Consider the following 18,682-nt stretch of genomic DNA (forward strand, 5'->3'; position numbering starts at 1 on the left):
ATGGAGCCTATGATTTCAGTACGGAACTTACATAAATCATTTGGAACAAACACGGTGCTGGCCGACATAAGTATCGATATTTTCAGTCAGGAGGTAGTGGTGGTTATTGGGCCGTCCGGATCGGGTAAATCCACCTTTTTGCGTTGCCTTAATTTACTGGAGCAGCCGCAGGGGGGCGAGATTGTAATTGAAGGCACTTCTTTGATGGCGGCGAGTACGAAGATTAACGATATCCGTACAGAGCTTGGGATGGTATTTCAGCAGTTTAATCTATTTCCTCATATGAAGGTTATAGAAAACATTATGCTGGCGCCGGTTCAGGTGCGTAAATGGTCTCCGGATAAAGCGCGGCAAAAAGCGCTTGAGCTGCTGCAAAAAGTAGGTCTAAGTGAAAAAGCAGAGATGTATCCAGCCTCATTGTCTGGGGGGCAGGCTCAGCGGGTAGCAATTGCAAGGGCGCTGGCTATGGAGCCCCAAATTATGCTCTTTGACGAACCAACCTCAGCGCTTGACCCGGAGATGGTGGGGGAAGTGCTGGCGGTGATGAAGGAACTGGCCCGTGAGGGGATGACGATGGTCGTGGTGACACATGAAATGGGCTTTGCGCGTGAGGTGGGGGATCGGGTGCTGTTCATGGAACAAGGTGAGATTGTGGAAGAAGGAAGTCCGGAGCAGCTGTTCGGAAATCCTAAGCAAGAACGGACACGATCCTTTCTATCAAAGGTGCTGTAATTTTGTGGAAAGTAGAATCTTGTTATTTTATCAGGTATATTAGAAGAGTAACGGTTATTTCAGGGATTTATATGCAAAATCTGTCGGAACGTGGAGAGGAGGCTCTTGGGATATCTTTTGTTATCATAATCTAGCAGTGATAGAGGGAGAATACGATGAGCACATTTAAAAACTGGTTGAATACAGCCAAAAGCGGACTTACAGATCAAGTGAAGAAATTCAAAAATAAAGATTTCATGAATGCGGTAGTTGCAGGCTGCGCTTTGGTCGCTGCGGCGGACGGTAAAATAGAAGAAGCAGAGAAAAACAAAATGGCCGGCTATATGAATATGAGTAATGAATTGAAGGTATTTGACATGAGAGATGTCATTGCTCAATTCAACTATTACGTAAGTAACTTCGAATTTTCACCAGAAATAGGAAAACAAGAAGCTTTGAAAGCGATCGCTAAGTTTAGCGGCAAACCAGAAGCGGGCCGTCTGATCGTGGGTGTATGCTCGGCAATTGGATCAGCTGATGGTGATTTTGATGATTACGAAAAAGCAGTTGTGCGGAATATTTGTGGCGTCTTAGGATTAAACCCTAGCGAATTCAGTTTATAAATTAGGTGAAGTCATAGATAAAAGTTCGTTGAAACGTAATTTATTCTTTATCGTATCACTGATATAACACCTAAAAGCTAGACTAACAGATAATGATTTTTATCGGAAACGGAGGTACGTTGATTTGGCTGGAATTAATCTGGTAAAAGGTCAAAAGATTGATTTGACTAAAGGTAATGCGGGCTTGTCCAATGTAATTGTGGGCTTAGGCTGGGATCCAATTGAAGCCTCGCGGGGATTCTTTGGAGTCAAGAAACAGGCGAATGTCGACTGTGATGCCTCAGCACTGCTATTAAATGAGGATGGTAAGCTAACTAAGAAGGGTAACCTGATCTGCTTCCACAACAAGCAAAGTCCTTGCAACTCGGTCATTCATTCCGGAGATAATCTGACGGGTGAAGGCGACGGAGATGACGAGCAAATCATGGTTAATTTGAAAGCCATTCCTGCCGATGTTCACAAGGTTCTGGTTGTCGTTAACATTTACGATGCGGTGAATCGCAAACAGGATTTTGGAATGATCAAATCAGCGTATATTCGGGTAATAAATGCTGCCGGGAATAGTGAGTTGATTAAATTCAACTTGTCAGACAACTACACAGGTTTTACGGCACTTATTTGTGGAGAGCTTTACCGCCAAGGTGGAGAATGGAAGTTCGCTGCAATTGGTGAAGGCAGCCACGCCGCTCATATCAATCAACTTGCAGAACGCTACGTATAATCCAAATATAAGAAAAGAGGTATGTAATCATGGCAATTAATCTATCCAAAGGTCAAAAAATCGATTTAACGAAAACAAACCCAGGTCTATCCAAAATCACAGTAGGTCTTGGTTGGGACACAAATAAATATGACGGCGGAAAAGATTTCGATTTGGACGTATCCGTCTTTTTGACCAATGCTAGTGGTAAAGTTGATAAAGAAACCAACTTCATTTTCTTCAATAACAAGCAAAATGAGAATGCTTCTGTTGTTCATACCGGAGATAACCGTACAGGTGAAGGCGATGGTGATGATGAGCAGGTTCAAGTGGATCTTCAGAACATCCCTGCTGATGTAGACAAAGTAGCTTTTACTATTACAATTTATGATGCTGAAGCAAGAAGCCAAAACTTTGGACAAGTCTCCCGTTCCTACGTACGTATCGTAAACGATCTGAACAATGAAGAATTGATTCGTTTCGACCTCGGTGAGGATTTCTCTATTGAAACTGGTGTTGTTGTAGGCGAATTGTATCGTAACGGTGCAGAATGGAAGTTCAATGCTATCGGCAGTGGCTACAAAGACGGCTTGAGCGGTTTGACTCGCGACTACGGCCTGCAATAAATTTCATTCTGCATGCTAAAGATGAATTGAATTCATAAATGAAAGAAGGTTTTGTCAGTGACGATCAGTCTCTCTAAAGGACAACGGATTGATCTTACCAAGACTAATCCGGGTTTGACGAAGGTAGTAGTAGGGTTGGGCTGGGATACTAATAAGTATAGCGGCGGCCAAGATTTTGACCTTGATGCCTCAGCCTTTTTACTGCATGAAGATGGTAAGGCCAAGGGCTCCGATGATTTTGTATTCTACAACAATCCTTCGGGTGGCGCAGGTTCCTTGACTCATACGGGGGATAACCGTACAGGTGAGGGTGACGGAGATGACGAGCAGATTGTTGTTGATTTCAGCAAAATCCCTGCTCATATTCAGCGCATCGGAATAACGGTAACGATCTATGATTATGAAACTCGGGCACAAAACTTTGGACAGGTTTCCAATGCTTTTGTACGTGTAGTAGATGCTTCTAATGATCGTGAAGTGCTTCGCTTCGATTTAGGTGAAGACTTTTCAACTGAAACAGCTGTTGTATTCTGTGAGTTCTACCGCAATGGTGCGGATTGGAAGTTCCAGGCGATTGGAAGTGGCTTTGCCGGCGGTCTAAGCGCTTTATGCAGAAACTATGGACTGGACGCGCAATAACATCCAAGTGGGCGGGGTCATTACCGATCCTGCCCTTTTTATAAATATTTAGAGCAGTACAGACTCCACTTTGTGGGGTTCTTTTTTACAAAATTATTAGTTGGTTTACTCCATTTATAAAGGTGGCGTAAGAATGAGTGTTAACGTAGTCAAAGGGCAAAAAGCTGATCTGACCAAAGGCAATGCTGGACTTCATTCTATAATCGTAGAGATCGGCTGGCATGCTCCGGCTGCTCTGGAGATTGATAGCTCTGCTTTCCTGCTTGGATCAGAGGGTAAAGTAAGTAAAGACGAGGATTTAATATTTTATAATAATCCAGCCACATCTTATATTAGGTATAAGGATGTGCCAGGATTCAATGACCGCAAGCAATTCGAAGTTCAATTGGATAAGATTCCTTCCGATGTGATGAAGATTGCCTTTACGCTTACCATTTATGATGGGGAGAAAAGGGGTCAAAGTTTTGGGCAAGTTAGTCAGGCCTATTTTCGGATTCTCAATCAAGTGACAGGTGCGGAACTGCTCCGATGTGATCTCGACAATCTTTTCTCCGTGGAAACGGCCATTGTGGTAGGGGAATTATATAGATATAACAGTGAATGGAAGTTCAGTGCCATTGCAGCGGGGTTTGCCGGAGGTTTGAAAGAGATATGCAGCAACTTCGGTATTGAAGCGAATGAGGAGCCTGCTCCTGCTGCTCCACAGCCGGAGGTTAAGCCGCAGATTCCACCACAAATCTTCGCAACGCCGCCTGCGCAGCCAGTGAAACGTGAAGAGAGCTCTCCAGCCACACCCCCGCCTTCGCCAATGAATCTCAACTTGAAGAAAATCGAGCTGAAGAAAAAAGGCGATTCCATCAATTTGAAAAAATCAGCCAGTGGTGATTTAGGGGAAGTGTTGATTAATCTCAACTGGAACCAGAAGCAGGGCGGACTCTTTAGTCGTAAAAATGGCGTAGATCTAGATCTTGCTTGTCTGTATGAACTGAAGAATGGCAGTAAAGGAGTGGTACAAGCGTTGGGCAATGCCTTTGGCTCATTGAATCAACCTCCTTATGTCATGCTTGATGGGGATGATCGGACAGGCTCCGTAACTACTGGTGAGAATTTGCGTATAAATGGTATCAAAATTTCCGAGATTGAACGCATTCTAGTGTTTTCCTTTATTTATAAAGGGGTAACCAACTGGTCGGAGGCCGATGGGGTTGTCACCATCAAACAAGGCGGAGGACCTGATATCATTGTAAATTTGGACGAGCATAACAACCGTAAAGGGATGTGTGCCATTGCGTTATTCCGGAATGTAAGCAATGAAACATTTAGTGTTGAACGGCTGGTGCAATATTACAGTGGTCATCGTGAGATGGATGAAGCCTATGGCTGGGGGCTGCGCTGGGTTGCGGGCAGCAAATAATCGATTTTACCGGAGGCGCAAAGTGTAATGGATTGGTTCGCAGATTTTTTTAGAAATATTAGTGAGAATTACGGGCATTTTTTCTCATGGAGTGATGTAGTAGGTACACTCTCTGATCCTGTGAGCTGGGGGATTATCGGGAGCTTAATTCTACTAGAAGGTTTGCTCTCTGCAGATAATGCGCTTGTGCTTGCCGTTATGGTTAAGCATCTACCTAAGGAGCAGCAGAAAAAGGCGCTTTTCTACGGTATCTTAGGGGCTTATTTGTTCAGATTCCTGGCCATTGGACTAGGGACATTTCTTATTAAGTTTACTTTGGTTAAGGTTCTTGGTGCACTGTATCTCTTTTATATCGCATATAAAGGTTTATTTAAAGGTAGTGGCGAAGAGCATACGGAGAATAAAGGCACTTCTTTTTGGAAGACGGTTCTCCTTGTTGAATTAATGGATATTGCTTTCAGTATTGACAGTGTTATTGCAGCATTTGGACTTAGCGATCAGGTTTGGGTTCTCTTTATGGGTGGTATCTTAGGGGTTCTGATGATGCGCGGAGTGGCGCAGGTATTCTTGAAGCTTATTGATAAATTCCCTGAATTGGAACAGGCAGCGTTCCTGCTTATCGCCATTATTGCGGGTAAGATGCTAGCGGGTGCTTTTGGTTTTGAATTGCCGCATGTCGTATTCTTTACAATCCTTATAGCGGTATTCGTGGGTACGATCCTCTATAGTGCTAGACGTAAGAAAAAAGATGCCCATAAAAGTGCATGATTAAAAAAGTAATTGCATCATAGAGAAGTCGGAGCCGATCATGCAAGAATAGAAACGCCTGCTTCTTTCAGGTAATCGTATATGTTATAGCGTAGGCCTTCACTTATATTTGAGAGAGCCAAGATGCCATCCCCAAGGGAGAGTATTGCCGGTTCTGACACTCTCTATGAGGAGAGGTCTACGCTTGTTTTGCTTGGCTTCGCAAAACTATAAGGGGGAACCGATTTGAGATACTTCGATTACCTGACGAAAGAACAAGAAATCTCTTTGTTTTACACTCCGCCTATCTCATTTGATCATACCACGAACAAGGAACTGCTAGCCTACGCTGTCGGCGCTGCCCTCTATATGCCGGCTACCCGTGCAAGTGTTGCAGAAGACATCATTAAGCTCAAGAATGCAGGTCTAGTGACGGTTATTATAGATCTGGAGGACGCAATCGGAGATGACCAGGTTGACAATGCAGAGGAGTCTATTATCCAGCATCTTATTTACCTAGCTGCTTACGCAGAAAATGAGCTGGATTCATCGAACAGCCTCCCGCTTCTTTTTATACGAGTACGTAACCCGGACCAACTCCGGCAAATGATTTTCCGCTTGGGATCCTTGGTAACGATGTTAACAGGGTTTGTATTTCCTAAGTTCTCTGTGGACAATGGAATTCAATATTTTGAAACGTTAGCTGAGTACAACAATACGCGTGGTTATAATGATCCTGTGCTTTACGGGATGCCAATCTTGGAAACTGCACCTATTATTTATCGGGAAAGTCGAGTGGACAGTCTGCTATCTATCCGTGATTTACTCCGTAATTACCGTGAACTTGTCTTAAACGTCAGAATTGGGGCAACGGATTTCTCCAGCCTGTTCGGACTGCGTCGCAGTCCTGATGTTAGTATTTATGATCTTACTCCTATCCGTGACTGTATCTCGGACATTATCAATGTGTTTGGGCGGGTTGAAGAGGGATATGTGATCTCAGGACCTGTCTGGGAGTATTTTGCGAATAAAGGTCATCGAGTTCTCCGGCCGCAGCTGCGGCAGACGCCATTTGAGGATACTTACGGCAAAAACGGCCGTGATATGCGGAATAGCTATATCTCGAGCAGTGTAGACGGGCTAATTCGCGAGGTTATTTTGGATAAAGAGAATGGAATTGTGGGTAAGACGATTATTCATCCTTCTCACCTCAGACCTGTTCAGGCGATGTATACGGTGATGCATGAGGAATACGTCGACGCTTTAAGCATTGTAGAAAGTAATGATGGCAGTCTGGGCGTGTTTAAGAGTCAATATTTTAATAAAATGAACGAAATTAAGCCCCATCTGAATTGGGCAAGACGAATTTTACTACGATCTCAAATATACGGGGTGTTACATGAACAACAGCATTTTGTCGGATTATTACCCGAAAACGAATTTACGCACGTATAACATAGTCGAGAACCTGCAAGTGAATGTAACCGAAACCTTTAACCCCTTTCATATGCCTCTGGATTCTTTATTTTCTATGGCGGCGCGAATTAATAAAAAACGAACTTTTCTGTTTGTCAGTAAGGTGCTTGGCAAGCATATCCCCGTCGATCCGTATACTTCACTTCTAAGCGGAGCAGCGTTGGCGCTGCTGTTATATCAGGAGATGAACGGCGATTCCGTGGATAGTGATCGTATGACAAAGTTATTGGATATGGCGGTTCATGGGCTGATTCATCCTGAATTTGCTAAGGAAGCCTATCAACATTTACTAGCGGCCCGGCTGGTTTTGCCCAAGCCTGTGGTTTTTATTGGATTCGCAGAAACGGCAACTGCACTGGGTCACAGTGTGTACAACATCTTTGCTGAGCAGGCATCCTATATTCATACTACGCGTGAGCATATTCCTGATTTGGAGTCTGTTGTAAGTTTTGTAGAAGAGCATTCCCATGCAGTTGATCATCTATGTTATGCCTTGGATACCGAACTCTTATCTGGGACAGAGCCCATTATATTGGTAGATGACGAGATTACGACCGGGAAAACCGCGATCAATACAATTCGAGATATTCAGTCAAAATTCCCGCGGGAGGAATATGTGGTAGTCTCTCTTCTGGACTGGAGAAGCGGCAGCAATCTTCAACACTATAGTGAGCTTGAGCAGGAGCTGGGGATTCGCATTAAGTCGTTATGTCTGCTGCAAGGGAATATTGAAGTGATAGGTTCACCGGTGTTTAATAAGGATACTGAGCAGCTGGATAGAGAGGCCATTTTTGAGTGTGAGGTTGTAACTACTTATGCTCAAGATGGAATGGAACGACTGGAGGTATCCTCTATCGATTCCTATGGTGAGATCAACACAGCGCCGTATATGAAATATAGTGGACGGTTCGGAATGGAGTCACAGGATAATCTGGAGCTTGATCAGGGTGTGAAACGAATAGCTGAGCAGCTGCGGCAATTGCGTAGAGGACCGAAAGCCTTGGTAATGGGTGTAGGAGAATTTATGTATCTTCCGATGAGAGTGGCGGCGGAAATGGGGGAAGGGATTGCTTACCAGTCTTCCACTAGAAGTCCAATCCACCCTGAGCGTCGGCCGGATTATGGGGTACATAGTGCTGCTGCGTATCCTTCAGCTGGTGATCCGGAAATCACAAACTTTATTTATAATATAGCTCCTGGTCAATACGATGATATATTTGTGCTGATTGAGCGTGATGTACCGCATGAGCGTATGAAACCTATGCTTGATATACTGAAGAAACTGGCCCGCCATAAAGTGCATCTTATTGTACTGACCTCGGAAAGAAGAAGTGGAGGCCCTACCTATGAAGGGAACAGTAACTGAAGAAATTCTAAACAGAAGTATAGCCGAACCGGTTCTGCTAGGCAGCTATTCTCCGTCAGATGTTATATTTTTGCTTAAGGATCTGAGCGATGTTTCACTGGAGCGGGCGACTGACGAAAGAGAGGCCGCCATTCAATCAGGTGTACACTACTCTGAGATGCTGCCCGTGGAATATCAGCCTACTGAGCAGTATATTGAGTTATTTCACGAGACGCTGGAGCAATCTGCGGAGAAGGTCGCTCTAGCAGTAGCGGTAGTCTCTGAGATGATTGTCGCTCAACGGGGACTTGATACGGTGTTAGTCTCTTTGGCAAGAGCGGGAACACCAATTGGTGTACTGATTAAGCGTTATATCCAAGAGCGATATGATGCTGATCTGCCGCATTATAGTATCTCTATCATTCGGGGCAAGGGGATTGATGAGAACGCAATCCTCTATATTCTGCAAAAGCATGGGCTTGACGCTGATTTGCAGTTTGTCGACGGATGGACGGGGAAAGGGGCTATTCGCCAGGTATTGATTGAGGCGTGCAACAGCCTATATGAGAAATATGGCATTCGGCTAAATGATGACCTGGCCGTATTGGCTGATCCCGGGAACTGTTCAGGCACGTTCGGGACTAGAGAGGATTATCTTATTCCTAGTGCATGCCTCAATTCTACGGTGTCAGGATTGATGAGCCGGACAGTGCTGCGCGATGATTTAATCGGTCCGGAAGAATTCCATGGGGCTAAATTCTACAAGGAATGGCTCGATACGGATGTATCTAATGTATTCATTGCGGCGATCTGCCCGTATTTCTCCTCCGTTGCGGAAGAAGCACAAGCGATTGCTGAACAGATGCAGCAATCCCCGCCAGAAATTACATGGCAGGGCCTGCGTGATATTCAGAGTATTCAAGAAGTGTTCGGCATAGATAACATCAATTTGGTCAAGCCCGGAGTCGGAGAAACAACCCGAGTGCTGCTGCGCAGAGTACCATGGAAGATTCTTGTCGATACTATGGATAATCCAAATCTTCGTCATATTATTCTCTTAGCAGAGGATAGAGGGGTTCCAGTAGAAGTATTCCCTGGACTCACCTACTCCTGTTGCGGGATTATTAAGCCGCTGAGAGGTGAGACGGAATGATCTATGCCAGTGATTTGGACCGAACGTTAATCTATTCCTTAAATGCAATCGGTGTCCCGGAGAATACTCCGGGCCTGGTTCCTGCGGAGGTTGTGGATGGCAAGACGGTTTCATACATTTCGCAAAAAGCATTGGCTGATCTGATGGAGCTTACTTCCCGTATTATCTTTATGCCCGTTACAACACGTACAATAGCGCAGTATAAGCGTATTAATCTGTTTCAAGACACGATTATTCCAGACTACGCGATTACTAGTAATGGCGGGAATATTCTGATTGGTGGCGAAGTAGATAAGAGCTGGAGAGCTTCGGTGGGCAGGCTTGTTCAAAATGAATCGGCTGCGGCAGAAGAAGTTAGAATGCACGTTAGGTCTGTAGTGCACGAGGAATGGATCATTAGTGAGCGGTATTGTGATGATTTATTTTATACTTTTGTAGTAGTGCGTGATTTATTACCTATGGATGAGATCACGAATCTGGCAGAGCAATTATACGATTTGGGCTGGCGGGTATCCTTACAAGGACGCAAGCTATATGTCGTTCCTGCCGCTGTGAATAAAAGTGATGCGATTGTTCATGTGCGCCGGACGGTTCGTTCAGAACCGATGGTAGCATCGGGAGATTCCTTGTTGGATAAGAGTTTACTAGAAAGTGCGGACTATGCGATTGCTCCTTGTCATGGAGAAATATTTGCAGAGCAGCAGAGTGGTCTTGTAAAATCAAGGTATCCCTTTACGAAGCAAGCGGGTGTTTTTGCTGGTGATGAAATTCTACAGTATGTAAACATGATCTATAATAACTTAACCGTATTGGGAGTTGGGCCACTATGAAAAAGGTAAACATTTATTTCAATCGCTGGTTTTCCGTCGCTTACCATTATATGAATCTCATCCGCAATAATGAGGATGGCGTTCCTGTACAAATCTTCGCCACGCATCCTGATATTCACCATATGTCCCTTCAAGGTGCTGATGTTGCTGGGACTGAACCAGCACTGACTGGAATAGAATATGTTCAATTCTGCGTGGATTTCTGTCGCCGCAATGAGATCGATATCTTCATTCCACGGTTACATATGCTGGATATAGCTTTGCATGCTGCTATGTTTGATGCGATTGGCACCAAGGTTCTGGTCTGTAGAGATTTGGACTTATTGGAGACCATCATGGATAAGGGGAAGTTCTACGAAAGTGTTAAGGAAACAGGGATTATGACAATTCCTGATTATCATGTGGTGAGTACAGCAGAGCAGTTCAAAGAGGCTTATCATGATCTTGTAGCCAAAGGACACCACGTATGCTTTAAACCCACGGAGACAGAGGGAGGCCTTGGCTTCCGTATCATTGATAACACACGTAGTCCTTTACAGGAGCTGTTTGGTCATGTAACTCCGCTGATATCCTTCGATGAGGCCTATCGTATTCTGGGAAGTGAACCTACATTCCCTGAACTTATGGTGATGGAATTGCTGGAAGGTTATGAATACAGTATAGATTGCTTGTCAGATGAGAATGGCAGGCTGTTAGCGGCTGTACCCCGTCGTAAAGCTGGCGGTCGTCTGCGGCTGATGGAGCATATTCCGGAGCTGGAGGAGATCGCTTCCCGGGTAGCAGAGGTATATAAAATACCTTTCAATTTCAATATTCAAATGAAGTATAGTGGTGGAATTCCTAAACTGCTGGAGATTAACCCCCGGATGTCTGGAGGTCTTCATATTTCTTGTCTGTCTGGAATTAACTTTCCATACCTGGCTGTCAAAAGTGCACTCGGCGGAGAGGTCCAGCCTGCGGAGTTCGGCGATAATGTGCTTGCCAGCCATGTAGAGCAGCCGCTAATTATGAAAATAAACGGCGAATCCGTAATTCCGGATCCCGTGAATTGAGCGTTCGCAATCTCGCTCACAAGAGGTGAGAAAAATTAAATTTAAATCGAAAGTGTTGCTGTATGCCGGTATTGGCTATGTTGTCGCTGTATTGACGAGTTCTTTTTTGCCTGAGTTACTCTCCTTGCTGTTGCCTGTAGCGGGTGCAGCGGTAGGGGTTCTTGCAACGAGAAGTCCAAGAACCAACCTTCCGGCTGAGGTGCTGCCAGCAGGTCCAGAGACGTTGCCTGTTGCTCCAGCTCCCTCTGCAAATGCTCCGCAATTACCTAGTGCGGCAAATAATGCTGCACCAGGTAATCCGGGCAATAGTGGTAGAACTGAGGCCGAACCAACGAAGATTGGACCGGAATTTGCTCCAGTAGTTGAGTACCTTAGCATTCTGGAAGATATGATTATCTCCGAGGGGCAGAAGGATACACTGGACAATGAAATTGTCGAGAAATCACTGGCGCTTTTTGCGAGACTTCAACGTGTAATTCCGCTGCTGCAGGAGCTCAATAATGGCGATATTAATCATACGGTCCGCAGATTGATTCTGAAGGATTTAAATGGTGTGATTAACCCATTTTTGCGCCTAAGTGGTGAAGCGAAGACGAAGAATCGGAGAACGCTGCTGAACGGTCTAAGAGATGTTGATTCCAAAATATCGGATATTGCTTCGACGATCGAACATAAAGACCTGATGGAACTTCAGACGAAGGCGGAACTGATTCATCAGCGGTATAGCAGTTCCGAATTATAGGAGGGAAACCCATGTCCACGCAGTTGATCCAATTAAAAAAAGAAGATGAACAAAAGGTAGTCGAAGAAGCCGCACAATTGATCGAGAAGGTATCCCAGACAGATACAGTCACGTTGGATTCTTTAATGGATGATATCGGGAAGCTTGGGGTGAAGACGCAAGAAAAAGCAGGCCAAACCCTCAAGCTGTTGGATCGTCCGGTAAATGACCTGATGTCCGGCAAACGTGTTGAAGTGCCTAACATGATTATGAAGCTGCGGAATGAGTGTGAAAATCTGCAACAGAGTAAGAATGTTAGCTTTTTCGGCAAAATGCTGCGGAAGAGTCCGATGAAGAACTATGTGTACAAATATCAGTCTGTCCGCACAAATATTGATGCGATTGTTACTGGTCTACGCGACGGCAGAGATACCCTCGAAGAGAGTATTGTAAATATGCGCCAGCTGAAACGTACCTCTATGGAGGAGATCTATAACCTTCAAACCAAAATTGCCTTCGGCAATAAGCTAAAAGAGCTGTTCGAGGTGGAGATTGCGAAGCCTGAGAATGAGTTCCGTAAAGCTTATCTGGAGCGTGGTCTGCGTAAAGTGATGGTTCGTATTCAGTCCATGACAGAGATGATTCTGCTCTACAATCAAGCGATTGCTGCTACAGATATCATCAATGACAATAATGATAAACTGATCGATTCCGTAAATAATGCGATTGATAAAACTTCTAATCTGATTACAGTGTCGGCAATGATTGCGATGTCGCTGGCCGATCAGGAGAATGTTATCAACGCTGTAGAAGCAACAAATAAGACGATTGAAGATCAGTTTAAAGAAAATGCACGCTTGCTGCGTACGACTACAGAAAAAACGACCGAGCTTCTATCCAAACCTTCCATGTCTATGGAAGCCGTGAATCAAGCGATCGGCGATCTGCTTAGCGCATTGGATACTTCGGAACAGTCAAACCGTCGTATTATCGAAAGCTGCCAGGATTATACATCCAAAATGACGACGATCAATACCCAACTGGGCAATCGTCTAGGACTCAATGAAGCGGACAAGCCTGAGGCGCTGAAACAAGGTGAAGCAGAGAGCCAACTGAGCAGCTTCTTGAACTAATTGTTTTAAAAAAAGTCCGTAAAAATATAGCAGAGCAGTGAGCCTTCATTTCTGGGGGTTCGCTGCTCTGCTTTTTTTTGGATATGAAGTAGCTTGCTTCAACTACATAGGCGTAAACGTGATCTAATCAAATGAAGTTTACTGTAGCCAAACATAAAGCCCTATTCAAATACATAAGTTGTCACAAGACTACATGTGGAGGAAGTGGGGATAGGCTATGGTTTTAGGCTGTTTGATACTCGTGCTTATCATCGTCGCCAGCAGTGAAAAAGCAGAAGCCATTGCTAAAATGAATGAAGACAATTAGCAAGAGGTAGCTTCGCTTCCCCGTAAGTATTCAGGGATTTTTTGCCGCGAGTTGGTTCAAGTAATTTCCAGCGGGTTATTGGGTATAATAACGCAAGGCTGTCGATTAGCCCATAATCAGCTGGAAATACCAAAATCCCTAAGGAGGTCACATGGAGAACGAGGCACTGCTTCAGGTTGAACAATTAGCACTTAAGAAACAGAAGATATTCCGGCAAAGCGTAATGCGCTATATTGCCAGAGCCATGCTGGCCAGTATGTTTATCGGATTCGGTGTAATTGTAGCATTTAAGACAGGCAACTATTTCTTTATGGAGCAATCCCCCTTTGCATATCCAATGGCTGCGATTACTTTCGGAGCGGCTATTATTCTAATTTCTTTTGGTGGTGGGGATTTATTCACCGGAGATACTTTTTATTACACATACACGGTACTAAGACGGAAAATGAAATGGTCTGAGGTTGTCCGCATGTGGATCATGAGTTATATCGGTAATATTCTTGGGGCTGCCGTTTTTGCCTTGCTGATTTTTTTGACAGGACTGTTCTATAGCTCAGATGTAAACGGTTTTTTGCTATATGTAGTGGAGCATAAGATGGAAGCCCCGGCAGGTCAGCTTTTCTTTCGGGCTATTCTTTGTAACTGGCTCGTTTGTATGGCTTTTTTTATACCGATGAATATGAAAGGCGATGGGGCCAAAATGTTCGCCATGGTCTTATTCGTATTCTGTTTTTTCATCTCCGGCTATGAACATAGTATTGCCAATATGTGTACCTTTGCGATTGCGCTTGTACTTGATCATCCCGGAACGGTATCGTGGTATGGCGTGGTGCATAACCTTGTCCCCGTTACGATCGGCAATTTAATTGGCGGTGGCGTACTGATGGGGGTAATGTATTATTATGTAAATAAACCTTTTTTGGATGACACTAAGCATTAACAGAAAAATAGAAAATAATAATCCTCCAAAACTTCGCTCTTTTATAGGGTTGGAGTTTTTTTGTGCAGAAAGTTATTTTTTAACATTGGGATTATTTGATTTTTAAGGATTGAAAAGGATTAGAGGAAGAGAGGTAGAATACATAATTATGCAATGCAAAATTGAAGATTCATACAGAATGGGGTAAGGGCTTTGGATGAGACAACAGGGATACTGACGGATGAGACCATTATTAAGGCTTCCAATCAGCATTGTATTGACCAAGGAATTGATCCTGAGCAACCGCCTGTCTTTGCAAAGGGATATTCTACTGATGAATTGGGGGCACAGCTTAGCGCATATAGTGAAGTGATTGAGGTTATCGAATTTTTTGTCAAAAAATTTCTTTCCTCAGTCAAAGGGAACCCGATCCTAGTTACGATTTCGGATGATGCAGGTTATCTATTGGCGTTCCAAGGAGATGCGACGATTATTGATCTCGTAGGACAGGTAGGCATCAAAGAAGGCGTGCAGATGAACAAAGAAGTGGGTACCAATTCAATCGCTTTAGCCCTTGAATATCAGAGGCCATTCCAGCTGACAGGACGAGACCATTTCCATCATATTTTGCATCATTTAGTATGCTGTACAGCTCCATTTTATAAAGAAAATGGACAAGAGATTTTAGGTACAATTTCATTTATGGCAGATATAGATGTAGCCCATCCCCATTTGCTGCCTCTGCTCTGTACGATGGCTGACTCGATTGAACGTGAGATTTTGTTGCGAAGAGGGAATTCTCAGCTGCAATTATTAAATCGGATTTTGCTAGAGACCAATTACTTAGGGGTAATCATAACAGATCAATTCGGAACAGTCGTGAATATAAATGAGAACGGTTTAGCCATGCTTCATTTGGGTGGTGAGCATCAAGAGTCTGTTGTTGGAACTAGTGTCTTTGAAATTAGGAATGTGGGCGCATACTTTCAACATGTCATCATACATCATGTCGCATGTGCTGGGTTAGAAGTGATTCAGGAGAAAAACGGGTTGTTCGAGCATTATATGTTAGATGTACTACCCGTTTACGATGCGAATGGTTACTTAGCGCGTGTGATTGGAAGTTTGCGCAACATCACGGAGATGAAAAGAACGGAAGAAGTGCTGCGCAATACAGAAAAGCTAGTGGTCGCAGGACAACTGGCCATGAGCATTGCACATGAGATCCGCAATCCCCTGACTACGGTGAAAGGGATGCTTCAACTGGCTAATAAAGATTCACGTCTGCTGCATTATGATCTCATTATGTCAGAAGTGGAAAGAATGAATCTCATTGTGAGCGAGTTTCTTATTCTGGGTAAACCGCAGGCTGCGCATTATATGACTGAACAATGTAGCACGATCCTGCTGGAAGTATTGAATATCTTCGCGATTCAGGTGGAAATGAATAATATAGCGTTAAATACAAAGATCCATTATGATGCTGAGATCGAATGTGACCGCAATCAGATTAAGCAGATTTTCCTCAATATCCTAAGAAATTCAATGGAAGCTTTGCCTTTTGGCGGGAGCATTACAGTGACTCTTGATGTGAAGGATGAATTCCAGGTGATTACCTTCACCGATAATGGAGAGGGTATGAATAAGGAAGTTCTGGAGAAATTAGGAGAGCCTTTTCACACGACCAGAGGCGATGGAAATGGACTTGGCTTCATGATTGTCAAAAAAATCGTGACTGCCCACAGAGGATATGTGGCAATAGCTAGTGAAGAGGGAGTAGGCACGGCCGTTACAATTTATCTTCCGATGGCACATTCATACCACAAATGAAACAGCAATAATTCATAATTAAAAAGACTCTTCCGCCCATATAAGCGAAAGAGTCTTTTTGTATATCCATTTGCATCTAATGGTGAGGAATTACCACTTAGAGCCACCCGATGAATTTCCACCGGATTTGCCGCCGCCACCGCCCCAGGAAGAACCACCGGAGGATTTGCCGCCACTGCCGCCACCACCCCAGGAAGAGCCGCCGGAGGAACGTCCCCCACCGAATCCGCCTGAAGAAGGAGGACCAGAGGACATCCGTTTACGGGCTTGCGCACGCCGCTGTTGCTCTCTCATCATGGCTAGCTGGGCAAGCCGTTCTTCCTCTTCTTTTTGGCGAACGATTCGGTTCGCTTCATTCACAAAGGAAGTGATCTGAGCGCCATAAGCGTGGCCAATCGATTCTAGTTCCTCCAGGTTGTAAGGCCGGGATGACAACCGTTGCTCCAACTGGCTATATTCCGGCAGTAAGGATAACTCAAAGCGGATTCTGGAAGACAAGCCTCTGCTGTGCAGCATTCGCTGGGTCGTCTCTACCCGACTTTGTCCTTCGGAGAAGAGACGTTGTACTTTATCCAGTCTTTCATTTAATGCATTTAGACTTTCAGAGACGCCGTCATATTGCCGGCCAGCTTCATCCTGCAAGGACAGCAAGCGCTCCAGCGCATCGTGGGCCTTGTCATATTCGCCCCGTTCATCACTGGTCCAGTTCTCAATTTGCGCCACTTCACCTGCGCCTTCCCGAAGACGTGTGCTCCACTCCGTCAGAATGTTCTCTACGCTAACTATATGCTGTTCTTCGAAATGTACACGTGCTTCTGTAATTCGGGCCTGCAGCTCGTCTCGCCGCTGCTTCAAGTGGCTCCATGTGGTGCGGAATGTCTCTAGATCTCTGCGGTTATTCTGCCGCAGCAGTGCTTGCTGCTCTGTCATAGCAACAGCTTCATCCAGAAGCAGATCTAGACTGGCGCCGATTCTGCGCACCTCATCCATATCTCCTATACGCAGCGGCGCTTCAAGAGTCAACGATTCTACGCGGGCTTGCTCTAGGTGGTCATATGGCTTAACCTTCATATTGTGCAGTGAATTCTGTTCAATGATCCCGGTGATTTTGGCACGTGCCGCAGCTAATACCGTAGGAAATTTGTTTAGCTTATCATCATAGAGATCAACATCCTTCAGATCCTGTTCGATTTTTTCCTGACGTTCCTGTGCATCCTCGGTAACCTCTTGTGCAGCAATGGGATCAAAAAGCTCCAATTGGTCTGCCTTAGCAGTTTCCTCCGCAAGCTCTTTAAGTTCCTCTACAATTTCTTGAAGCTCATACCCGGTTTCTTTAACTGCACCTTGCAGCTGTTCTTCAAGCTCTGGCGTATCCTCTTTCAGCTCTGTAATACGCTGTTTGACATTGCGGTCAGCTTCGCTAATGACAGCTATGTGTTTCTCTTCCTCTTCAAGCGCTGTGCGGAAGGCAGCTTCGGTCTGCTGCAATTGTTTCACGGCTGTCTTGAGGGCAGCCAAGCGATAAAATGCTGGCTGAACGCCTTGACCTTCGCTTTGTAGTGCGGAGATTTCAACGAGCTTGGCGGACAGCCGCTTGGAAATACCTTCGACTAGTTCTCCCGTCTTCCCTTGAACGATCCCTTGAAAAGGGTTTAGCGATTCCAGTGCCCGATTTGCCTGGACCATTAAATTAGATAACTGTTTCTGTTGCTCGCTAAGCTGCTTGCGTCGACGCAGACCTGTAACCATTACAAAGAGTAGAAGGAGGATTAGAAGGGCTCCGATAAGAATCGCTGCAATCATAAACATGGAGCTGCTGGAGCGGTTTACATCATTCCCGACCCCGGCTGCGCTCCCGCTTCCTGCGGTTCCTCCAGTATTGCCGGCACGATCTCCGATGGAATGGATGGCATTAATCAAAGCCTTTGTCCCGCCAGCGAAGTCCCCTTTTTTGGCATAAGGAATGAAATAGGTGTCGAGCAGTTTTTGGATGGCTGAACTTCCCGAGGACCCTCCCTGATTCTTAGACCAAGTATTTAACGAGCTTTGAAAGCCTGGATTTAAGAAATTTAGCTCAATGGACTGGTCACCAGCGGAGATCAGCAGTAGAAGATCCCGCGTGGACAGTTTCCACGAGTCGTAAACCTTGTCTGCATACTTATCAGCTGGAGTACCGTCTGTGGAATCTACAGTGAGTACATGGATGGTCATGAGTTCTCCAGTAGCGGTAGCAGAAATAGACGCGGCTTCTGCGGAACTGAACATTTCAGCGTTATCGGTAACAAATCCCTGCTGTGCAGGAATTCCAGCGGCGTATGCACCAGGTACCCATAACAGGCTGAGCATTAAGAATAAAGCTATATACTTTTTCAAGCTGACACGCTCCGATCTGAAGGACTTTTTATTCAATATATTATGCTGATAATTATACTATATCATTAACCATCAGGTGACCT

At 44.8% G+C, this 18,682-nt stretch carries 17 protein-coding genes; 16 read left to right on the forward strand and 1 reads right to left on the reverse strand.

The window, feature by feature from the left end; all coding sequences use genetic code 11:
• Nucleotides 1-9 precede the first annotated feature (9 nt).
• The 16 genes from MHB56_RS16150 to MHB56_RS16225 all read left to right on the forward strand — a co-directional run bounded on the left by MHB56_RS16150 (nt 10) and on the right by MHB56_RS16225 (nt 16,226).
• Nucleotides 10-732: an amino acid ABC transporter ATP-binding protein gene (locus MHB56_RS16150; RefSeq protein ID WP_076276053.1), complete on the forward strand. Its 723-nt coding sequence runs from the start codon at nt 10-12 to the stop codon at nt 730-732.
• Between the two features lie 155 nt (nt 733-887).
• Nucleotides 888-1,334, forward strand: a complete 447-nt coding sequence (locus MHB56_RS16155) for a tellurite resistance TerB family protein (protein WP_076124697.1) — start codon at nt 888-890, stop codon at nt 1,332-1,334.
• A 124-nt stretch (nt 1,335-1,458) separates the two neighbouring features.
• Nucleotides 1,459-2,055, forward strand: a complete 597-nt coding sequence (locus MHB56_RS16160; RefSeq protein ID WP_076124695.1) for a TerD family protein — start codon at nt 1,459-1,461, stop codon at nt 2,053-2,055.
• 29 nt (nt 2,056-2,084) lie between these two features.
• Complete coding sequence (locus MHB56_RS16165) at nt 2,085-2,660, forward strand: TerD family protein (RefSeq protein WP_036687420.1); 576 nt, start codon at nt 2,085-2,087, stop codon at nt 2,658-2,660.
• A gap of 57 nt (nt 2,661-2,717) precedes the next feature.
• Complete coding sequence (locus tag MHB56_RS16170) at nt 2,718-3,299, forward strand: TerD family protein (RefSeq protein ID WP_036687422.1); 582 nt, start codon at nt 2,718-2,720, stop codon at nt 3,297-3,299.
• A gap of 133 nt (nt 3,300-3,432) precedes the next feature.
• The gene (locus MHB56_RS16175; protein WP_076124694.1) at nt 3,433-4,713 is read left to right on the forward strand and encodes a TerD family protein; all 1,281 of its coding nucleotides are present in this window, start codon (nt 3,433-3,435) and stop codon (nt 4,711-4,713) included.
• Nucleotides 4,714-4,740: 27 nt separating this feature from the next.
• Nucleotides 4,741-5,481, forward strand: a complete 741-nt coding sequence (locus tag MHB56_RS16180; RefSeq protein ID WP_036687425.1) for a TerC family protein — start codon at nt 4,741-4,743, stop codon at nt 5,479-5,481.
• A 225-nt stretch (nt 5,482-5,706) separates the two neighbouring features.
• Nucleotides 5,707-6,915 carry an HpcH/HpaI aldolase/citrate lyase family protein gene (locus tag MHB56_RS16185; RefSeq protein WP_232061116.1) on the forward strand — a complete coding sequence of 403 codons (1,209 nt, stop codon included), beginning with the start codon at nt 5,707-5,709 and terminating at the stop codon, nt 6,913-6,915.
• Nucleotides 6,860-8,302, forward strand: a complete 1,443-nt coding sequence (locus MHB56_RS16190) for a phosphoribosyltransferase family protein (protein ID WP_081386325.1) — start codon at nt 6,860-6,862, stop codon at nt 8,300-8,302. Before MHB56_RS16185 ends, MHB56_RS16190 begins: the two co-directional genes overlap by 56 nt.
• Entirely contained in the window at nt 8,283-9,434 is a 1,152-nt protein-coding gene (locus MHB56_RS16195; RefSeq protein ID WP_076124692.1) for a cysteine protease StiP family protein, read from the forward strand. The genes MHB56_RS16190 and MHB56_RS16195 overlap by 20 nt, the downstream gene beginning before the upstream one ends.
• Nucleotides 9,431-10,264: an HAD family hydrolase gene (locus tag MHB56_RS16200; RefSeq protein WP_339170865.1), complete on the forward strand. Its 834-nt coding sequence runs from the start codon at nt 9,431-9,433 to the stop codon at nt 10,262-10,264. Before MHB56_RS16195 ends, MHB56_RS16200 begins: the two co-directional genes overlap by 4 nt.
• A complete protein-coding gene (locus MHB56_RS16205; protein ID WP_076185601.1) occupies nt 10,261-11,316 on the forward strand; it encodes an ATP-grasp domain-containing protein in 1,056 nt (351 codons plus the stop codon). Before MHB56_RS16200 ends, MHB56_RS16205 begins: the two co-directional genes overlap by 4 nt.
• A gap of 34 nt (nt 11,317-11,350) precedes the next feature.
• On the forward strand, nt 11,351-12,058 hold the full coding sequence (locus MHB56_RS16210) for a hypothetical protein (RefSeq protein ID WP_076185690.1): 708 nt from the start codon (nt 11,351-11,353) through the stop codon (nt 12,056-12,058).
• Nucleotides 12,059-12,069: 11 nt separating this feature from the next.
• Nucleotides 12,070-13,170: a toxic anion resistance protein gene (locus MHB56_RS16215; protein ID WP_036687432.1), complete on the forward strand. Its 1,101-nt coding sequence runs from the start codon at nt 12,070-12,072 to the stop codon at nt 13,168-13,170.
• Nucleotides 13,171-13,628: 458 nt separating this feature from the next.
• A complete protein-coding gene (locus MHB56_RS16220; protein WP_341143747.1) occupies nt 13,629-14,417 on the forward strand; it encodes a formate/nitrite transporter family protein in 789 nt (262 codons plus the stop codon).
• A 192-nt stretch (nt 14,418-14,609) separates the two neighbouring features.
• Nucleotides 14,610-16,226: an ATP-binding protein gene (locus MHB56_RS16225; RefSeq protein ID WP_076124686.1), complete on the forward strand. Its 1,617-nt coding sequence runs from the start codon at nt 14,610-14,612 to the stop codon at nt 16,224-16,226.
• 90 nt (nt 16,227-16,316) lie between these two features.
• Here the strand turns inward: MHB56_RS16225 and MHB56_RS16230 are convergent, their stop codons facing one another.
• Nucleotides 16,317-18,599, reverse strand: coding sequence for a TPM domain-containing protein (locus MHB56_RS16230; protein WP_341143748.1), 2,283 nt, complete (start codon nt 18,597-18,599; stop codon nt 16,317-16,319).
• Nucleotides 18,600-18,682: the final 83 nt, after the last annotated feature.

This window comes from Paenibacillus sp. FSL H8-0315 (genome assembly GCF_038005365.1).
GTDB lineage: Bacteria > Bacillota > Bacilli > Paenibacillales > Paenibacillaceae > Paenibacillus_AQ > Paenibacillus_AQ odorifer.